Genomic DNA, 16,082 nt, shown 5'->3' on the forward strand with positions numbered 1-16,082 from the left:
CCCAACCCACACCCCCCCCCCCACCCGGGCCCCGGCCCCCCCCCCCCCCCACCCCCCCCCCCCCGGGGTTCCCGCCGGGGGGGGGCGCCCCCCCCCCCCCCCCCCCCCCGGCTCCCCGGGAAAGGCTCGATGATGCGTGAACCCTCCTTCGACCGTCGCCTCCTCCTCAAGGCCGTGGGCGCGCTCTCGGCGACCGCGGCCCTGACCCCCGCTCTGGCCGGGACCGCCGCCGCGGCCGCACGTCCGGACATCGGCGTCTCGGTGTTCCCGTTCCCGCTGGGTGCGGTGCGGCTGCAGGCCGGCCCGTTCCTCGACAACATGAACCGCCAGCTGGCGTACTTCCGGTTCGTCGACGCCGACCGCCTGCTGCACACGTTCCGGACCAACGCCGGGATCGCCAGCACGGCCCAGCCGTGCGGGGGCTGGGAAAGCCCGGCGACCGAGTTGCGCGGCCACTCGACCGGCCACCTGCTTTCCGGGCTCGCGCAGGCGTACGCGAACACCGGCGACACCGCGTACCAGACCAAGGGCGACTACCTGGTCAACGCTCTGGCCGCGTGCCAGGCGGCGTCACCCGGACGCGGCTTCCACGCCGGCTACCTCTCGGCGTTCCCGGAGAACTTCTTCGACCGGCTGGAGAGCGGCCAGTCGGTGTGGGCGCCGTATTACACGCTGCACAAGATCATGGCCGGCCTGCTCGACCAGTACCTCCTGGCCGGCAACCAGCAGGCCCTCGACGTCCTGCTGCGCAAGGCGGCCTGGACCAAGGCACGCACCGATCCGCTGTCGACGGCCCAGCTGCAGCAGATGCTGCGGACCGAGTTCGGCGGGATGCCGGAGGTGCTGACCAACCTGTACCAGGTCACCGGCGACGCGAACCACCTCGCCACGGCCCGGCGGTTCGACCACGCCCAGATCCTCGACCCCCTGGCCGCGAACCAGGACCGGCTCGCCGGGTTCCACGCCAACACCCAGATCCCCAAGATCCTCGGTGCGATCCGCGAGTACCACGCCACCGGGACGACCCGCTACCGCGACATCGCGGTCAACTTCTGGCGGATCGTCCTCGACCACCACACCTACGTGATCGGCGGCAACTCCAACGGCGAATACTTCCAGACGCCCGACGCGATCGCGAGCCAGCTCTCGGACACCACGTGCGAGGTCTGCAACACCTACAACATGCTCAAGCTGACCCGGCAGCTGTTCTTCACCAGCCAGGTCCCCGAGTACATGGACTACTACGAACTGGCACTGTTCAACCAGATCCTCGGCGAGCAGGACCCGAACTCGAGCCACGGGTTCGTCACGTACTACACACCGTTGCGCGCGGGCGGCATCAAGACCTACGCCAACGACTACAACGACTTCACCTGCGACCACGGCACCGGAATGGAGTCGCAGACGAAGTTCGCCGACAGCATCTACTTCTCCGCCGGCGAGACGCTGTATGTCAACCTGTTCATCGCGTCGGTCCTGACCTGGCCGGGCCGCGGCATCACGGTCCGGCAGGACACGACGTTCCCGGCATCGTCCGGCACGAAGCTGACGATCGGCGGCTCCGGGCACATCGCGTTGAAGATCCGCGTTCCTAAGTGGACTTCGGGTGCGGTGGTGAAGGTCAACGGAGCGGCCCAAGGCACGCCCGTGCCGGGCAGCTACTTCACGATCGACCGGACCTGGGTCTCTGGAGACGTCGTCGAGGTGTCCGTCCCGGCATCGCTGACGTTCCCGCGCACCAACGACGACTCCGGTGTGGGCGCGGCGAAGTACGGCGCGATCGTGCTCGCCGGGCAATACGGTTCGACGAACCTGAACGCGCTGCCGACGTTGCAGCCGGGTTCGCTGGTCCAGGATCCCGCGAATCCGCTGCATTTCACGGGAACGGCCAATACCGGGGCGGTGACGTTGCTGCCCTTCTACACCACCCACCACCAGCGGTACACGGTGTACTGGCGAATGGGGAGCACGCCACCCGCCGGGACGTCGTACGAAGCCGAAGCGGGCAGCCTGGGCGGGCAGGCCGCCGTGCGGAGTTCGTCCGGTGCCTCGGGCGGCACTGTGGTGGGTTACGTCGGGAACGGCACCGCGAACTACCTGCAGTTCCCCAACGTGAACGCCACCGCGGGCGCGCATCCGGTGACGCTCTTCTACGCGTCGGGCGAGGACCGTTCCCTGACGGTCAGCGTCAACGGCGGGGCAGCGACGAGCGTGACCACGCCGAGCACCGGCGGCTGGGACACCGTCGGGTCGGTGAAGGTGACGTTCAACCTGGCCGCAGGTGCGAACACGATCCGGATCGGGAACCCATCCGGCTGGGCGCCGGACCTCGACCGGATCGTCGTGGGGTGAGGGTGATACGGACACTCTTGGCTCACCGGCCGCGGCGTATCGGCAGCGGGCGATGCCGTCGTGCGGCGGGCGCGACAAAGCCGGCAAGGTCGTCGACGCGGAATGGTGGTACTCGAGAAAGGGCTGCTGGTGGTCGTTTCGCGGCGGTCGGTCAGGGGACCAGGCTGTGCCGGAGACCGTAGGCGACAGCGTGGGCGCGATGCCGAGCTCCGAGCTTGCGGTACAAGTGTCGGGCGTGGGTCTTGACTGTCTCCTCGGACAGACGGAGCCGGCGCCCGATCTGGCCGTTGCTCTTACCCTGGCTCATCCATTGCAGCACTTGAAGTTCGCGTTCGGTCAGGCTCGGAGATCTGGTTTCCGAGGTGGTGACCAGGATATGGGCCAGCGCGGCGACCAGCTCTGGGTGAGATGCGTCCCAGCGCACGTAGCCGGAAGCGCCGACGGCGATTGCGGCGGTGATGTTGTCGGTGTCGTCAACCGCGCCGAAGACGAGGACGTTCGGTCTCGGTGCGGCAGACGACAGCCGCTGGGCTGCGGAAAGACCGGTCGCGACCACTCCGGACGGCAAAGCCCGTTGTGTCCCGACGAGGACGATGTCGGCGGGGTGCCGGGAGTAGCGGGCCAGCAGCTCGTCACCGTGCGCTACGCAGTCGATGCGACTTACCCCGGGGACCGCGGACATCACTCGGGTGAGCCCTTCACGGACACTGCGTCGGTCGTCGCAGATCAAGACCGTCGTCACGGGTTTCCTTCCTGCTGCTGGGTAATACCACCTCGCCTATCGCGCTGGACGGGCTCAGGTGTTAGCCATCCCGGGCAGACTCGGGAACCTATTTCGATCACACGACAGTCAAGGTTGCGCAGGTTCGTCGAAATAGTCTCGTTGAGACTGGCTGCAGGCCAGCGACCTCGCCGAGCCATCCGTTGAGCCGAGCTTCATTGATGCGGTCCTGCGGGACCGCTATTCGACGACCTGCTGAGTCCGGCGCGGCCGGCCGGTCCGAGCTCGTCACCCCATGCTTTCGTACGGGTCGGATGGGGCGGGGACCGGCCTGGCGCGCTGGACGTCGATGTAGGGGATGGCGCCGTTGTTGATCGGGTCGGTGGTCTGCTTGCCGGTGTAGGTGCCGGTGATTTCGAGCCAGGTGTCGGGTTGCAGGACGGGCGGGACCTGTCCGGTCAGGCCGACCTTGACGGGCTGGGCGTCCGCGGCGCAGCAGTTGAGGATCATGCGGATGAGGTAGACCGCGCCGCCCCGGTCGAGGGCGACGAAGCCGGTCAGCTGGATCTGCCGCCCCTGCAGGGAGTGGCCGTGGTCGTAGACCGCGCGGCCAGCGTAGTCGAGCACGTCGAGTGGGAGCGGGCTGGTGGTGGGGAGGGTGGGGAACCCGAACGGCGCCGGCACCGCGGTGCCGGCGCGCAGGCCGCTGTAGGAGTCCAGCGCGGGCGGCCTGATCAGGACGAGCGCGAACAGTGGCACGACGAGCAGCCAGGAGATCCGTGGCTCGTGGTGGGTGTGGGCCTCCTCGGGCCGGGACGCGCGCTGGTGTCGCCACTCGTACCAGACGGTGGCGGCGGCCGCGACGATCAGGACGACGCCGGCCCCGAGCAGCAACGGACGCAACCCGGCTTTGACGTAACGCTGAAACAGGTCAGTGCTGCCGGCGTAGAGCACGGCCCCGCCGAGCAGAGCCATCATGACGGCCTGCGCTTGCCGGTTCACAGCAGCACCGCCCCGGCCAGCGTGGCGACGCCGACGGCCGCGGCGAAGGTGACGGGAGCGAACCGGAGCGCGAACCCGCGGCCGAATGTGGCCGCCTGCATGCCGAACAGCTTCAGGTCGATCATGGGCCCGACGACGAGGAACGCCAGCCGGGCGGTCATCGAGAACTGGGTCAGGGACGCGGCCACGAACGCGTCGGCCTCCGAACAGATCGACAGCAGCACCGCGACGACCGCCAGGGCGAGGACCGACAGCACGGGGTTGGCGGCCGCGGCGTGCAGCCAGCTCGCCGGCACCACGGCCTTGAGGGTGGCCGCGGCCATCGCGCCGACGACGAGGAAGCCGCCGGCGTGGACGACGTCGTGGCGGACCGACCCCCAGAACGCCGCCCCCTTGCCGAGGCCGTCGAAGGACCGCCTGCCCGGTGGCCGCAGCCAGTCGGTGCGGCCCAGCCGGTGCCACAGCCAGCCCATCCCGCACGCGGTGAGCAGGCTCGCGGCGAACCGGGCGAGGACCATCTGCGGGGCGTTGGGGAACGCGACGGCGGTCGCGGTGAGCACGATCGGGTTGATCGCCGGGGCCGAGAGCAGGAACGTCAGCGCCGCCGCGGGAGTCACACCCCGGCGGACCAGCGCCCCGGCCACCGGCACCGATGCGCACTCGCAGCCGGGCAGGACGACCCCGGCCAACCCGGCGACCGGGACCGCCAGCGCCGGCTTCTTCGGCAGCGCGCGAGCGAAGAAGCCGGGTGGGACGAACACCGCGAGGATGGCCGACAGCAGCACGCCGAGGACGAGGAAGGGCAGCGCCTGCAGGGCCACCGCGACAAAGACGGTCATCCAGTTCTGCATCGCCGGCGCGGCCAACACTCGCCGGATCGGGCCCTGCAGCAGAAACCCGACGAGCAGGACCAGCACCAGAATGAGGAGCGAATCGAAGTTCCACCCGCGCGGCCGGTCCGGGTCGTCGTGCTCACCCTGGACCGGGGCTGCTTCGGTCGTGGTCACGGGGATACCTCCGGTTTGTGCGGCCTTCGGAGGTTTGCCTCTCCACCTCCGGCACGGACGCGCTCACGCCCACACATCGACCTACGCCCGACACCGCCCTTCGGTTCATCTTCCGCATGCGGAGCGGAGCCCAGCGCGGGCGGACGGCGAGGATGGCGAAGCTGGGCCGCAGTCTCGGGATCGCGTGGTTCGGCGAAAAGTCATCAATGTGACCCTTTACCGCAAAACGGAAATCATCAAGACATAGGAATATGAGAACGTGTAGGGAATTCTCGTATTCGCGGATAGCGTGTGCGCCATGCACCACGGCGTCGAGGGCGGCGCCCGCCCGGCCGCACGGCTCGATGCCGGAAGCGCAACCACTGTTGCTGCGACACTCCATGCTTTGGCCACGCCGAGCCGCTTGCTGATCCTCGCCCAGTTGCGGCACGGCCCGATGTCGGTGACGTCCCTGGCCGCCGCGGCCGGTCTGAAGCAACCCGTCGTCTCCGCGCAGCTCGGCTTGCTCAGGGATGCGGGGATGGTCACCGGCACACGGGACGGCCGCAAGGTGTTCTACCGTCTGTCCGGCGACGAAATCGCCCAGTTCCTCGACGAGGTCGTCTGCTACAGCGAGCGCCTCCGGCTGATCATCGCGAGCCGCCCGGACGCCGCTGAGTAGTCCGTCGAAGTACGGGATCCGAGGTTCAGCCGGGCCTGACAAGCTTTCCGGCCGTAGCTGACGGTCAGACTAAAGTATGCCGAAGGCGAATTCGGATTCGCCCGATTTGCCTGTGGCAGTCATGAAATGGCCGTTTGGCACCTGCTCCATTCGGCGGCTTTCCCGAGGGCTCGGCCCGGTGAGATCGCGGCACCGTCCGAAGGTCGCTACCCGCGCGGATTCGCGCCATGTAGACAGTGGACTCCCGTTCGCATGCATCTCTCTGGGAGGGATCGTGTCCCGTTCACCCCGAAGAATCCTCGCTATCGCCGGTCTCGCGGCGCTGGCACTGACCACCCCCGCCGTGGCGGCACCGGCTATCGCCGCGCCCGCCGCGGTCCATCCGACCTCGCGTGTCTGCGCCCAAACCGCAAAGCCCGGCATGGCAACGTGTTTCGCGGAACGCCAGACCGACACCATGCGCGCGCTGCTCGCGCCGAACGCCCTGCCGAGCGGCTTCGGACCGTCCGGTCTGCGCAGCGCCTACAACCTGACCGCGAGCGGCAGCGCGTCGGCGACGGTGGCCATTGTGGACTCCAACGACGACCCCAACGCCGAATCCGACCTCGCCGCCTACCGCTCCACCTACGGCCTGCCCGCGTGCACCACCGCCAACGGCTGCTTCAAGAAGGTCAACGAGAACGGCGCGACGAGTCCGCTGCCGACCGCGGACAGTGGCTGGGCCGGGGAGATCTCCCTCGACGTGGACATGGTTTCGGCGATCTGCCCGAACTGCCACATCCTGCTCGTCGAAGCGAACCAGCCGAGCATGCAAGACCTCGGCACCGCAGTGAACACGGCTGTGTCGCTGGGCGCCAAGTACGTGTCCAACAGCTACGGCGGCGGTGAGGACGGCAGCGAGCCCAGCTACGACTCCAGCTACTTCCACCACCCGGGTGTCGCGATCACCGCGAGCACCGGCGACAACGGTTACGGCATCAGCTATCCCGCGTCGTCGCAGTACGTCACCGCCGTCGGCGGCACCTCGCTGACCCAGGGCGGCGGCACCCGCGGCTGGACCGAGACGGCGTGGAGCGGCGCGGGCAGCGGCTGCTCGGGCTCGGTGGCCAAGCCGTCGTTCCAGAACGTGACCACCGGGTGCAGCAAGCGCGCGGCCGCCGACGTCTCCGCGGTGGCCGACCCGCAGACCGGGGTCGCGGTTTACCAGACCTACGGCGGCAGCGGCTGGGCCGTCTACGGCGGCACCAGCGCCTCGGCGCCGATCATCGCCTCGGTCTACGCGCTCGCCGGCACCCCCGGCAGCTCCGACACACCCGGCGCGTATCCCTACTCCCACACCGGAAACCTCTACGACGTGACCTCCGGCAGCAACGGCAGCTGCTCGGTCGCGGTGCAGTGCAAGGCAGGCGCCGGCTGGGACGGCCCGACCGGGCTCGGCACCCCCAACGGCACCGCGGCCTTCACCTCCGGCGGTTCGGGCCCCGGCCCGGTCACTGCGACCAACCCGGGCAGCCAGACCGGCACCGTCGGCACCGCGGCGAACCTGCAGCTGTCCGCCTCCGGCGGCAGCGGCGGCTACACCTGGACCGCGAGCGGCCTGCCCGCCGGGCTCGCCATCAACTCCTCCGGCCTCATCTCCGGTACGCCGAGCACCGCGGCCACGTACTCGGTGACCGCGACCGCGACGGACTCCAGCGGCGCCACCGGCAGCACCACCTTCAGCTGGACGATCAACCCGACAGGGGGCGGCGGCTGCTCCGGCCAGAAGCTGGGCAACCCCGGCTTCGAATCCGGCACCAGCCCTTGGACCGCGTCGAGTGGCATCATCACCACCTCCGCTGACGGTGAAACCCCGCACGCCGGCAGTTATCTGGCCTACCTCGACGGTTACGGCAGCACCCACACCGACACCCTGTCCCAGTCGGTGAGCATCCCCGCGGGCTGCCACGCGAGCCTGACCTACTACCTGCACATCGACACCGCCGAGACGACCACCTCGACGGCGTACGACAAGCTGACGGTCAAGGCCGGTTCGACGACGCTTGCGTCCTATTCGAACCTGAACAAGGCCACCGGATACCAGCAGCGCACCGTCGACGTCTCGGCGTTTGCCGGGCAGACGGTGACGCTGACCTTCACCGGCACCGAAGACTCATCCCTGCAGACGTCGTTCTGCATCGACGACACCGCGCTGACGCTGAGCTGACCCACGTCCGGGAAGGCCACCTCGAGTCCCTGGAGGTGGCTTTCCCGTGACTTCGGTTTGCGGACCGAGGCGGCAGCGACAATGCGCCGGTCAGGCCCCTCGGCCGGGTATGCCAGTGGCCGCAGCGCCATCGATGATCACGCCGAGGCAGTCGCGGAACAGGTCGTCGACCGTGCGGCCGGGTTGGAAGTATTCGGTGATGCCGGCGATCACCGTCGGATACGCCGCGGTGAACTCGGCCATGTCGAAACCCTGGGTGTCGGTGTCCGGGCGGGGTGCCTGTTCCTCCAGGACGTAGCCGACGGTGAACCGCTCCACCGTCAGTACGATCATGCGGGCCTGGCGCAGCGGAAATCCCCTCGCCACGAGTGTGCTCATCGCCAGTTCGGAGATCGCGGCCATCTTCAGGGACAGCTGGGCGGCCGAGATGACCCGGGCGCCGTCGGGGTGGGCGAGCAGCGCCCGGCGCAGCCGCTCGGCGAGACCGGTCAGCCAGTCCTGCCAGGGTTCTTCCGGTGCGGGCGGGGACAGTTCGGGGAACTGCTGCTCGAGGATCCGCTCGGCTATCGCGGTGACCAGCGCCGCCTTGTTGGGCACATGCCAGTAGAGCGTCGGGGACTGCACGCCGAGGCGCGCGGCCAGTTTCCGCGTGGTCACGCCGTCGAGCCCTTCGGCGTCCAGCAGTGCTACGGCCTCGGTGACGATCTGCTGCCGGTCCAACGTCAATCTCGGCACCTCCCGTCCCGACCCTATCAGTGATAGGCTCGCTCTATCACTGATAGAGACATCTGGAAGGTGATCATGACCGACGAACACTCGCTCCGCGCCGTGCTGCATCGGATGAGCCACCGCGTTCCCGGGGTGCCCGCCCATGTCGAGCGGCCGGCCGGGCACCAGGGCCACGCTCGCCACGTCCGCGGGCAGCGCCACTCGGCCGCCCACAACCACGCAGCCGCCCGGTCACCCCGGGTGCTGGTCGCCTGGCAGCGGCGGATCGCCGCGTTCTTCGGGCAGGAGCTGCGATGAAAGCGGCGGTGTTGCACGAGGTCGGTGGCATCCCGCGCTACGAGGACTTCCCGGACCCGGTGGCGGGCGACGGTGAGGTGATCATCGAGGTCAAGGCGGTTGCCGTGGAGAACGTCGACAAGGCGTTCGCCGCCGGCGAGCACTACGCGAGCGCGAAGTACATCGCCGAGCTGCCCGCGATTGCCGCGTTCGACGGCATCGGCACGCTCCCGGACGGAACTCTCGTCGGGTTCGGCAATCCGCGCCTGCCCTACGGCGCGCTCGCCGAGCGGACCGTGGTGCCGGAAGGCTCGTTCGTGCCGATCGCCGAGGGCATCGACCCGGCTGTGGCGACGGTGCTGGGTTCGGCGATCACCGGCATGTCGGTCAAGACCGCCGCGGGTTTCGTCCCCGGCGAGACGGTGCTGGTGCAGGGCGCGACCGGCGTCGCCGGGCGGCTCGCGGTCAAGGTGGCCCGGCTGCTCGGCGCCGGACGGATCGTCGCGACCGGCCGGGACGACGATCAGCTGCGCGAAGTGCTGGCCCTCGGTGCCGACACGGTGATCAACACCGCGGTCCCCGACGAGGACCTGGCGCAGGCGTTCGCCGACGCCAGGGCGGACGGCTACGACGTCGTCGTGGACTATCTGTGGGGGCGGCCCACCGAGATCCTGGTGCGCTCACTGATTCCCGATTCGTTCGCCTTCCCGAAACCGACCCGGGTGATCCAGGTCGGTGAGGCCGCCGGGGCCACGCTCAGCCTCACCGCGGACAGCCTGCGTACGTCCGGGGTCGAGATCTACGGCGCGGCCAAGGGACTCGACCCGCAGACCATGGGCGAGGTCTACGGGCAGATCGTCGAGTGGACGCGGTCCGGGCAGCTCACCTTCGACCTGGAGAAGGTCCCGCTGACCGGCATCGAGGCCGCTTGGCGGCGCACCGACCTGCGCGGCAAGCGCCTGGTCGTCCTGCCGTAGCCCGCGTCACGGCCCGCGCCGCTGCCGCGCCAGGCCACCGGCGGTGGCGCGGTCGACCGCGACGAGGGTCACCTGACGTCGCTGGAATGCTGGTACTTGAATCCTCATTATGGTTCCTCGGATCAGCGCGCACCGGGAAGGCTGTCGCCGGTGACCTCTTCGAAGTCAAAAGCCTCAACCGGGCGCACTTCATCGCCGTTTGCGAGCTTCATGCGAGGGCAGTAGCGGGCTACTCTGCCGCACACCGTCCGGCCAGCACTGCGCGCGCGAAATGCCCATGCAGACCGGACTCACCGATTGCCGTCGTTGACCATCGATAGCCCGGTCCTCGTGCCGGCGACGCCGCGACGAGCACCGTGCCGAACCCGCGATTCCGGTAGGAGGTATCGGCTCGAACTGGACCGATCACGCCCCTCCCGTCAATCCTGCACAACTACAAGTCGAGGTCACCAATCTGCTGACTGCGCAGTTGAAGGACGCCTTGCCCCACACCGGCCCCGTCTTCGGCGGCCTCGCGATCAGCGCGAGCTCGGCGCACGTCGCCGGCGTCCCGTGCGCGAATCGCAGATAAATCTGGAGCCAGGTTGATCTCGACAACCCCAGTGCCTGGCACAGGTTGCAGCTCGAGGTGGCTTTCGGACCCGCTTGCCGCGTCAGCGGTTGGTGTTTGCCGTGTCGTTGGTGGGGACGTTGTTCGCGGCCCAGCTGCACAACATCTTCATGGCGTCCGCTGACGGGGTGGCCGGCTCGGTGAGGTAGGTCATGAGGCTCAGGCCCGGGGTCGATGCCAGGGTGAGCGTTTCGTACTCCAGCGTCATGTCGCCCACCACCGGGTGGTGGATCTTCTTGGTGCCGGTGGCGTGGGTTCTGACGGTGTGTCCGCCCCACCAGGTGCGGAACTCGTCGCTGCGGGTGGCGAGCTCACCGACGAGGGCCATGAGGGCGCGATCGCTCGGGTCGCGGCCGGCTATCAGCCGCATACCCGACACCGCCTCGTGAGCGATGGTTTCCCAGTCCGGGTAGAACACCCGTGACCGTTCGTCGAGGAACAGGTAACGGGCACTGTTCACCACCGGTCTCCCCACTGGGAAGAGGTCAGAGAACAGTGCTCGGCCCAGAGAGTTGGACGCCACCGGGTCACCGAGCCGGGTCATCGCGACCGCGGGAATGTCCCCCATCATGTCGATCAGCTGCACGACCCGCGGGGACACCCGCGCTTCCGGCTTCGTGCGGGGCGCCCGGCGAGGTCCGGTCGCCGCACGGGCGAGATCGAACAGGTGAGCGGTCTCGGCCTCGTTCAGCTGCAACGCCCGGACCAGGGCGAACAACACGCTCTCGGAGACGCCGCTGAGGTTGCCGCGTTCCATCCGCGTGTAGTAGGCGGTACTGACTCCTGCCAGCTGGGCCACCTCTTCGCGGCGCAGGCCGGGAACGCGTCGTTCGCCGCCGAAGACGGTCAGCCCGGCCCGCTCCGGGGTGATCCGTCCTCGCAGCGCGGTGAGGAACTGCTGCACGTCTTCACGGGTGTCCACACCCCGACGATAGGCCTGGTGCGTCCGACCTGCGAGTCACTGTCATTCACCCCCACCCGGCTGCCGGCGTGGAGCCTCGGGGGTGAATGACAGTAACTCTCACTCACCCACTGAACCGGCCTAACGTCGATTTCGGTGCCACTACAACTACCGAATAGGACCTTCATGGACTACACACTTCTCGGCAACTCGGGCCTCAAGGTCAGCCGGATCTCCCTCGGCGGCATGAGCTTCGGTTCCGGCACCCCGATGGAATGGATTCTCGACGACGACGCCGCGCAGCCGATCTTCCGGCAAGCGATCGACCTGGGAATCACGTTCTGGGACACCGCCAACGTCTACGGCATGGGCACCAGCGAAGAAATCATCGGGCGAGCGATCAACAGCTACGCGTCACGGGAGCAGATCGTGCTGGCCACGAAACTGTTCTGGCCGATGAACGCCGGCCCCGGCGGCTCCGGACTGTCCCGCAAGGCAATCATCGAGCAGACCGATGCGTCGCTGCGACGGCTGGGCACCGACTACATCGATCTGATGCAGATCCACCGGTTCGACTCGAGCGTGCCCGTCGCCGAGACGATGGAAGCGCTGCACGACCTGGTGAAGACCGGCAAGGTCCGGTACATCGGCGCGTCCTCCATGTGGGCGTGGCAGTTCTCCAAGATGCAGTACACGGCGGAGCTGCACGGGTGGACGAAGTTCATCTCCGTGCAGGACCAGTACAGCCTTACCCAGCGCGAAGAAGAGCGGGAGATGTTCGCCCTCCTCGCCGACCAGGGAGTCGGCTCGATCCCGTGGAGTCCGCTCAACGGTGGCATCAACGCGCGCCCCTGGGGTGACACGAGCACTGAACGGGCCAAGTCAGCCCCGAAGACGGACATGTTCGGCAACCCGCTCTACCTCGACAGTGACAAGGCGATCATCGACGCCACCGAGAAGATCGCCGCTGACCGTGGTGTCCCGATGGCGCAGATCGCGCTCGCGTGGGTGCTGCGCAATCCGGTCGTGGACTCCGTCCTTTCCGGCGCAACCAAGCCACGCCACCTCGCCGACGCAGCCGCCGCGCTGGACATCACACTCACCGACGATGAAATCCGTGCCCTGGAGCAGCCGTACTTGCCCCGCACGCCCACCTACTTCAACTGAGCTGGCAACTGCGAAGCCCCGCCCGCCCCGGGCGGGGCTTTCCGTTCCGTACAACGCCACCGGGCCCATCGGCATAAACCGCCCGCGGCGTGAGCCGATCGCAATCGGCCCACTCATCCGGATCTGCCACTGGTCGTGCGTTCGCGTCCGATCAGGCCGACGAGCCGGCTGAGGATGCAACTCGGGGAGAATGGCTGGTCGCGAGGCACAGCTGCTGAGCTGAGATCTGGCCCTGGCAGACCCTCGAGCGCGATGCGTATCTCATACCCGGCAAGGCTTACCGGCTCACCGTCAACCTCGAAGCGAGGCAGTGGGGCGTTCTGCCCGGCCACCGGCTACGCCTGGAGCTCACTACGCAGCCTCCGTCCGCAGTTTGTCCTCTCCCTGGGCGTCGATCCGTGCTACCTGACGACGCCGCAGCAGGCGACCGTCCCCGGCGGCACCTACCGGATCTTGCGCGGGCCCGGCTATCCCACGAAAATCAGCCTGCCCCAGCTCCCGGCCCGCGCCTTTCCCTCCCAGCCGTGCAGCGTCACGCCGACCAGCAACAACGTCTGCTTGCCGAGCCGCTGGTAGCGCACCTCGGGTGGGGGTCCCTGGTTTTACCCCTTTCGGCAGAAACTCCCTCGTTGTCGGATATGCGTGTTGTCTGAGACGAAGTCACGTCCTTCGCTCACGACGAGAGGTATCGCATGGCCGAGAACACCAACAGCCGGCGCCGGTTTCTACTCGGCGCGGCCGGCGTCGCCGCTGCTGCTGGGGCGGCTGCGTGCAGCTCGAACCGGCAAACGTCCACCGGCGGCCCGGCCACACCGGCCGCCGGTGGGGGAGCCGCGGCCGCGACCACGTTGGCCGGCCGCCGGAGGCTGGGTTCGCTGGAGGTTTCCAGCGTCGGCCTGGGCTGCCAGACGATGCCCGGGACCCTCTACGGGCCGGTCAGCAGCCGCGAGAACATGATCACCCTCATCCGTACGGCCGTCGACCAGGGCGTCACCCTGTTCGACACGGCGGAGGTCTACGGGCCGCTGGAGTCGGAACGGATCCTCGGCGACGCCCTTCAGCCCGTGCGCGACCGGGTGGTGATCGCGTCCAAGTTCGGGTTCGAGGTCGACCAGCAGACCGGGGCGCGCGGCGGCCTGAACAGCCGCCCGGACCACATCCGGCAGGCGGTCGACGGCATGCTGCGGCGGCTGCGCACCGATCACATCGACCTGCTCTACCAGCACCGGGTGGACCCCCAGGTGCCCATCGAAGAGGTGGCCGGCACCGTCAAGGAGCTGATCGCGGGCGGCAAGGTCCGGCACTGGGGCTTGTCGGAGCCGGGATTGCAGACGGCTCGCCGGGCGCACGCGGTGCAGCCGCTGACGGCGATCCAGAACGAGTACAACCTGCTGTGGCGCGGACCGGAACAGCAGGTGCTGCCGTTGTGCGAAGAGCTCGGCATCGGGTTCGTCTGCTGGGCGCCGCTGGCCTACGGGTTCACCACCGGCACGATCAACCCCTACACCCGGTTCGCGCAGGGAGACTTCCGGGCGATGGTGCCGCGGCATGCGCCGGAGAACCTGCCGGCGAACATGGCGGTGGTGCAGCTGCTGTCGGACTGGGCGGTGCGCAAGGGCGCCACGCCCGGGCAGCTGTCGCTGGCGTGGTTGCAGGCGCAGAAGCCGTGGATCGTGCCCATCCCGAGCGCCACCCGGATCTCGCACCTGCTCGAGAACATCGGCACCGAAGAGGTGACGTTCACCGGCGACGAGCTGCGGGAGTTCACCGCCGCGCTGAACGCGATCAAGATCCAGGGTGAGCGGCTGCCCGCTCCGGTGCTCGCCGGCACGGGAGTCGAAGCGCGGTTGCCGTGACGGGTTCTCCCGAGAGGTGTAACGACAGGGACCCCCTTGCGGCGCTGGAACTTCCTACCGTGGGAATCGTGGACAACCGCAGCGAGATCCGGGACTTCATGGTCTCCCGCCGGGCGCGCATCAGCCCGCGGGAGGCGGGCCTGACGCCGCGGGGAGTTCGGCGGGTTCCCGGGCTGCGCCGCTCCGAGGTCGCCGCGCTCGCCGGGGTCAGCCTCGAGTACTACACCCGGCTGGAACGCGGCGACCTCGCCGGGGCCTCCGACAGCGTCCTGGACGCCGTCGCCCGGGCACTGCGGCTCGACGACGTCGAGCGCACCCACCTGGGTGATCTGGCCCGCAACTGCCGACCGGCGGCCCGTCGCCCCGGCCGGAAGCGGCACGGCGGCGCGGTACGCCCGAACCTGCAGCGCATGCTGGACGCGCTCACCGGCGCGCCCGCGTTCGTGCTCAACGGCCGCGCCGACCTGATCGCCGCCAACACGCTCGGCCGAGCCCTGTTCGCCCCGCTCTACGAGCAGGCCGACCCGCCCAACCACGCGCGGTTCGTGTTCTTGGATCCTCGGGCCGACCAGTTCTGGACCGACTGGGCGCGGGTCGCCGACGACGTCGTCGCGTTGCTGCACGTGCAAGCCGCTCGTCAGCCGCAGGACAAGGCCTTGACCGAGCTGATCGGAGAGCTGTCCACTCGCAGCGACCAGTTCGGGCTCCGGTGGGCGCGCCACGACGTGCGTGCCCACACGACCGGCAGCAAACGCCTGCACCACCCGGTGGCCGGTCCGCTCGAGCTGACCTTCGAAGTGCTGATGCCGGCCGCGGACGAGGACAAGGCCCTGGTCGTCTACGGAGCCGAGCCTGGCGGCGCTTCGGAGGACGGCCTGCGGCTGCTGGCCGGCTGGGCGGCGTCCCGTCCCGATACCCGATCCCTGGAGAACTGATGGATGCGATCCCCCGTCGCACGGTATTGCTCGGCGCCGCCGGGGCAGCGCTCAGCGCCTGCACCGGTTCCCCCACACCTGCACCCCCGTCGCCTTCCGCGCTGCCGACCGGCAGCCCGTCGCGCGGTACCGCGGCTGATACCAAAGTGCTGCTGGCCTACTTTTCCCGCGCGGGTGAGAACTACTTCAACGGCGGCCGCCGCCGCTTGACGGTCGGCAACACCGAAGTGGCGGCGGGCATGATCAGCCGGTTGACCGTCTGCGACGTGCACCGCATCGAAGCTGCCGATCCGTATCCCGACGACTACGCGCCGACCGTCCAGCGCAACGTCGAGGAGCAGAACGCGAACGCCCGCCCGGGCATCGCGAACCCGCTGGGCTCCATCGAGCGCTACGACACGATTCTGCTGGGCAGTCCGATCTGGAACAGCCGGGCACCGATGATCATGACCACGTTCGTCGAAGGTCTCGGCTTCGCAGGCAAGACCGTTCATCCGCTCACGACGTACGCGATGAGCGGGCTGGGAACCACCGAGCGCGACTACGCTGCCTCTTGCCCCGGTGCGACGCTGGGGGAGGGCCTTGCCGTGCGCGGCGAGGAAGTCGCCGACGCGGAGCCCGCCGTCGCGGAGTGGTTGCGCCGCATCGGTTTGCTCGCCCGCTGAACCACCACAGGAGACCC

Annotated in this window: 14 protein-coding genes; 9 read left to right on the forward strand and 5 right to left on the reverse strand. The window is 68.8% G+C overall.

The genetic code is table 11. The features are described from left to right. Positions 1–129: 129 nt before the first annotated feature. Positions 130–2,352, forward strand: coding sequence for a beta-L-arabinofuranosidase domain-containing protein (locus QQ657_RS43685; protein ID WP_284748267.1), 2,223 nt, complete (start codon positions 130–132; stop codon positions 2,350–2,352). 151 nt (positions 2,353–2,503) lie between these two features. Here the strand turns inward: QQ657_RS43685 and QQ657_RS43690 are convergent, their stop codons facing one another. The 3 genes from QQ657_RS43690 to QQ657_RS43700 all read right to left on the reverse strand — a co-directional run bounded on the left by QQ657_RS43690 (position 2,504) and on the right by QQ657_RS43700 (position 5,082). Further along, on the reverse strand, positions 2,504–3,094 hold the full coding sequence (locus QQ657_RS43690) for a response regulator transcription factor (protein WP_284748268.1): 591 nt from the start codon (positions 3,092–3,094) through the stop codon (positions 2,504–2,506). Between the two features lie 267 nt (positions 3,095–3,361). Further along, positions 3,362–4,075 carry a TIGR03943 family putative permease subunit gene (locus QQ657_RS43695; protein WP_284748269.1) on the reverse strand — a complete coding sequence of 238 codons (714 nt, stop codon included), beginning with the start codon at positions 4,073–4,075 and terminating at the stop codon, positions 3,362–3,364. Continuing rightward, entirely contained in the window at positions 4,072–5,082 is a 1,011-nt protein-coding gene (locus QQ657_RS43700) for a permease (protein WP_434056840.1), read from the reverse strand. The genes QQ657_RS43695 and QQ657_RS43700 overlap by 4 nt, the downstream gene beginning before the upstream one ends. 298 nt (positions 5,083–5,380) lie before the next feature. Here QQ657_RS43700 and QQ657_RS43705 point away from each other — a divergent pair, with 298 nt between their 5' ends. Then, complete coding sequence (locus QQ657_RS43705) at positions 5,381–5,743, forward strand: ArsR/SmtB family transcription factor (RefSeq protein WP_284748270.1); 363 nt, start codon at positions 5,381–5,383, stop codon at positions 5,741–5,743. Between the two features lie 421 nt (positions 5,744–6,164). Continuing rightward, the gene (locus tag QQ657_RS43710) at positions 6,165–7,949 is read left to right on the forward strand and encodes a putative Ig domain-containing protein (protein WP_284748271.1); all 1,785 of its coding nucleotides are present in this window, start codon (positions 6,165–6,167) and stop codon (positions 7,947–7,949) included. A gap of 90 nt (positions 7,950–8,039) precedes the next feature. On the opposite strand, the gene QQ657_RS43715 is transcribed toward QQ657_RS43710, so the two are convergent. Continuing rightward, complete coding sequence (locus QQ657_RS43715; protein ID WP_284748272.1) at positions 8,040–8,675, reverse strand: TetR/AcrR family transcriptional regulator C-terminal domain-containing protein; 636 nt, start codon at positions 8,673–8,675, stop codon at positions 8,040–8,042. Between the two features lie 75 nt (positions 8,676–8,750). On the opposite strand from QQ657_RS43715, the gene QQ657_RS43720 reads away from it, so the two are divergent. Beyond that, positions 8,751–8,975, forward strand: coding sequence for a hypothetical protein (locus QQ657_RS43720; protein ID WP_284748273.1), 225 nt, complete (start codon positions 8,751–8,753; stop codon positions 8,973–8,975). Continuing rightward, positions 8,972–9,931, forward strand: a complete 960-nt coding sequence (locus QQ657_RS43725) for a quinone oxidoreductase family protein (RefSeq protein ID WP_284748274.1) — start codon at positions 8,972–8,974, stop codon at positions 9,929–9,931. Before QQ657_RS43720 ends, QQ657_RS43725 begins: the two co-directional genes overlap by 4 nt. A gap of 653 nt (positions 9,932–10,584) precedes the next feature. Here the strand turns inward: QQ657_RS43725 and QQ657_RS43730 are convergent. Then, positions 10,585–11,463 carry a helix-turn-helix transcriptional regulator gene (locus QQ657_RS43730; protein ID WP_284748275.1) on the reverse strand — a complete coding sequence of 293 codons (879 nt, stop codon included), beginning with the start codon at positions 11,461–11,463 and terminating at the stop codon, positions 10,585–10,587. Positions 11,464–11,628: 165 nt separating this feature from the next. Here QQ657_RS43730 and QQ657_RS43735 point away from each other — a divergent pair, with 165 nt between their 5' ends. The 4 genes from QQ657_RS43735 (at position 11,629) to QQ657_RS43750 (ending at position 16,065) form a co-directional block, all read left to right on the forward strand. Continuing rightward, on the forward strand, positions 11,629–12,609 hold the full coding sequence (locus QQ657_RS43735) for an aldo/keto reductase (RefSeq protein WP_284748276.1): 981 nt from the start codon (positions 11,629–11,631) through the stop codon (positions 12,607–12,609). A 692-nt stretch (positions 12,610–13,301) separates the two neighbouring features. Then, positions 13,302–14,465, forward strand: a complete 1,164-nt coding sequence (locus QQ657_RS43740) for an aldo/keto reductase (RefSeq protein ID WP_284748277.1) — start codon at positions 13,302–13,304, stop codon at positions 14,463–14,465. A 68-nt stretch (positions 14,466–14,533) separates the two neighbouring features. Beyond that, on the forward strand, positions 14,534–15,400 hold the full coding sequence (locus QQ657_RS43745; protein WP_350310752.1) for a helix-turn-helix domain-containing protein: 867 nt from the start codon (positions 14,534–14,536) through the stop codon (positions 15,398–15,400). Continuing rightward, complete coding sequence (locus tag QQ657_RS43750) at positions 15,400–16,065, forward strand: flavodoxin (RefSeq protein ID WP_284748279.1); 666 nt, start codon at positions 15,400–15,402, stop codon at positions 16,063–16,065. The genes QQ657_RS43745 and QQ657_RS43750 overlap by 1 nt, the downstream gene beginning before the upstream one ends. Positions 16,066–16,082 lie beyond the last annotated feature (17 nt).

Source organism: Amycolatopsis ponsaeliensis (assembly GCF_030182635.1).
Classification (GTDB): domain Bacteria; phylum Actinomycetota; class Actinomycetes; order Mycobacteriales; family Pseudonocardiaceae; genus Amycolatopsis; species Amycolatopsis ponsaeliensis.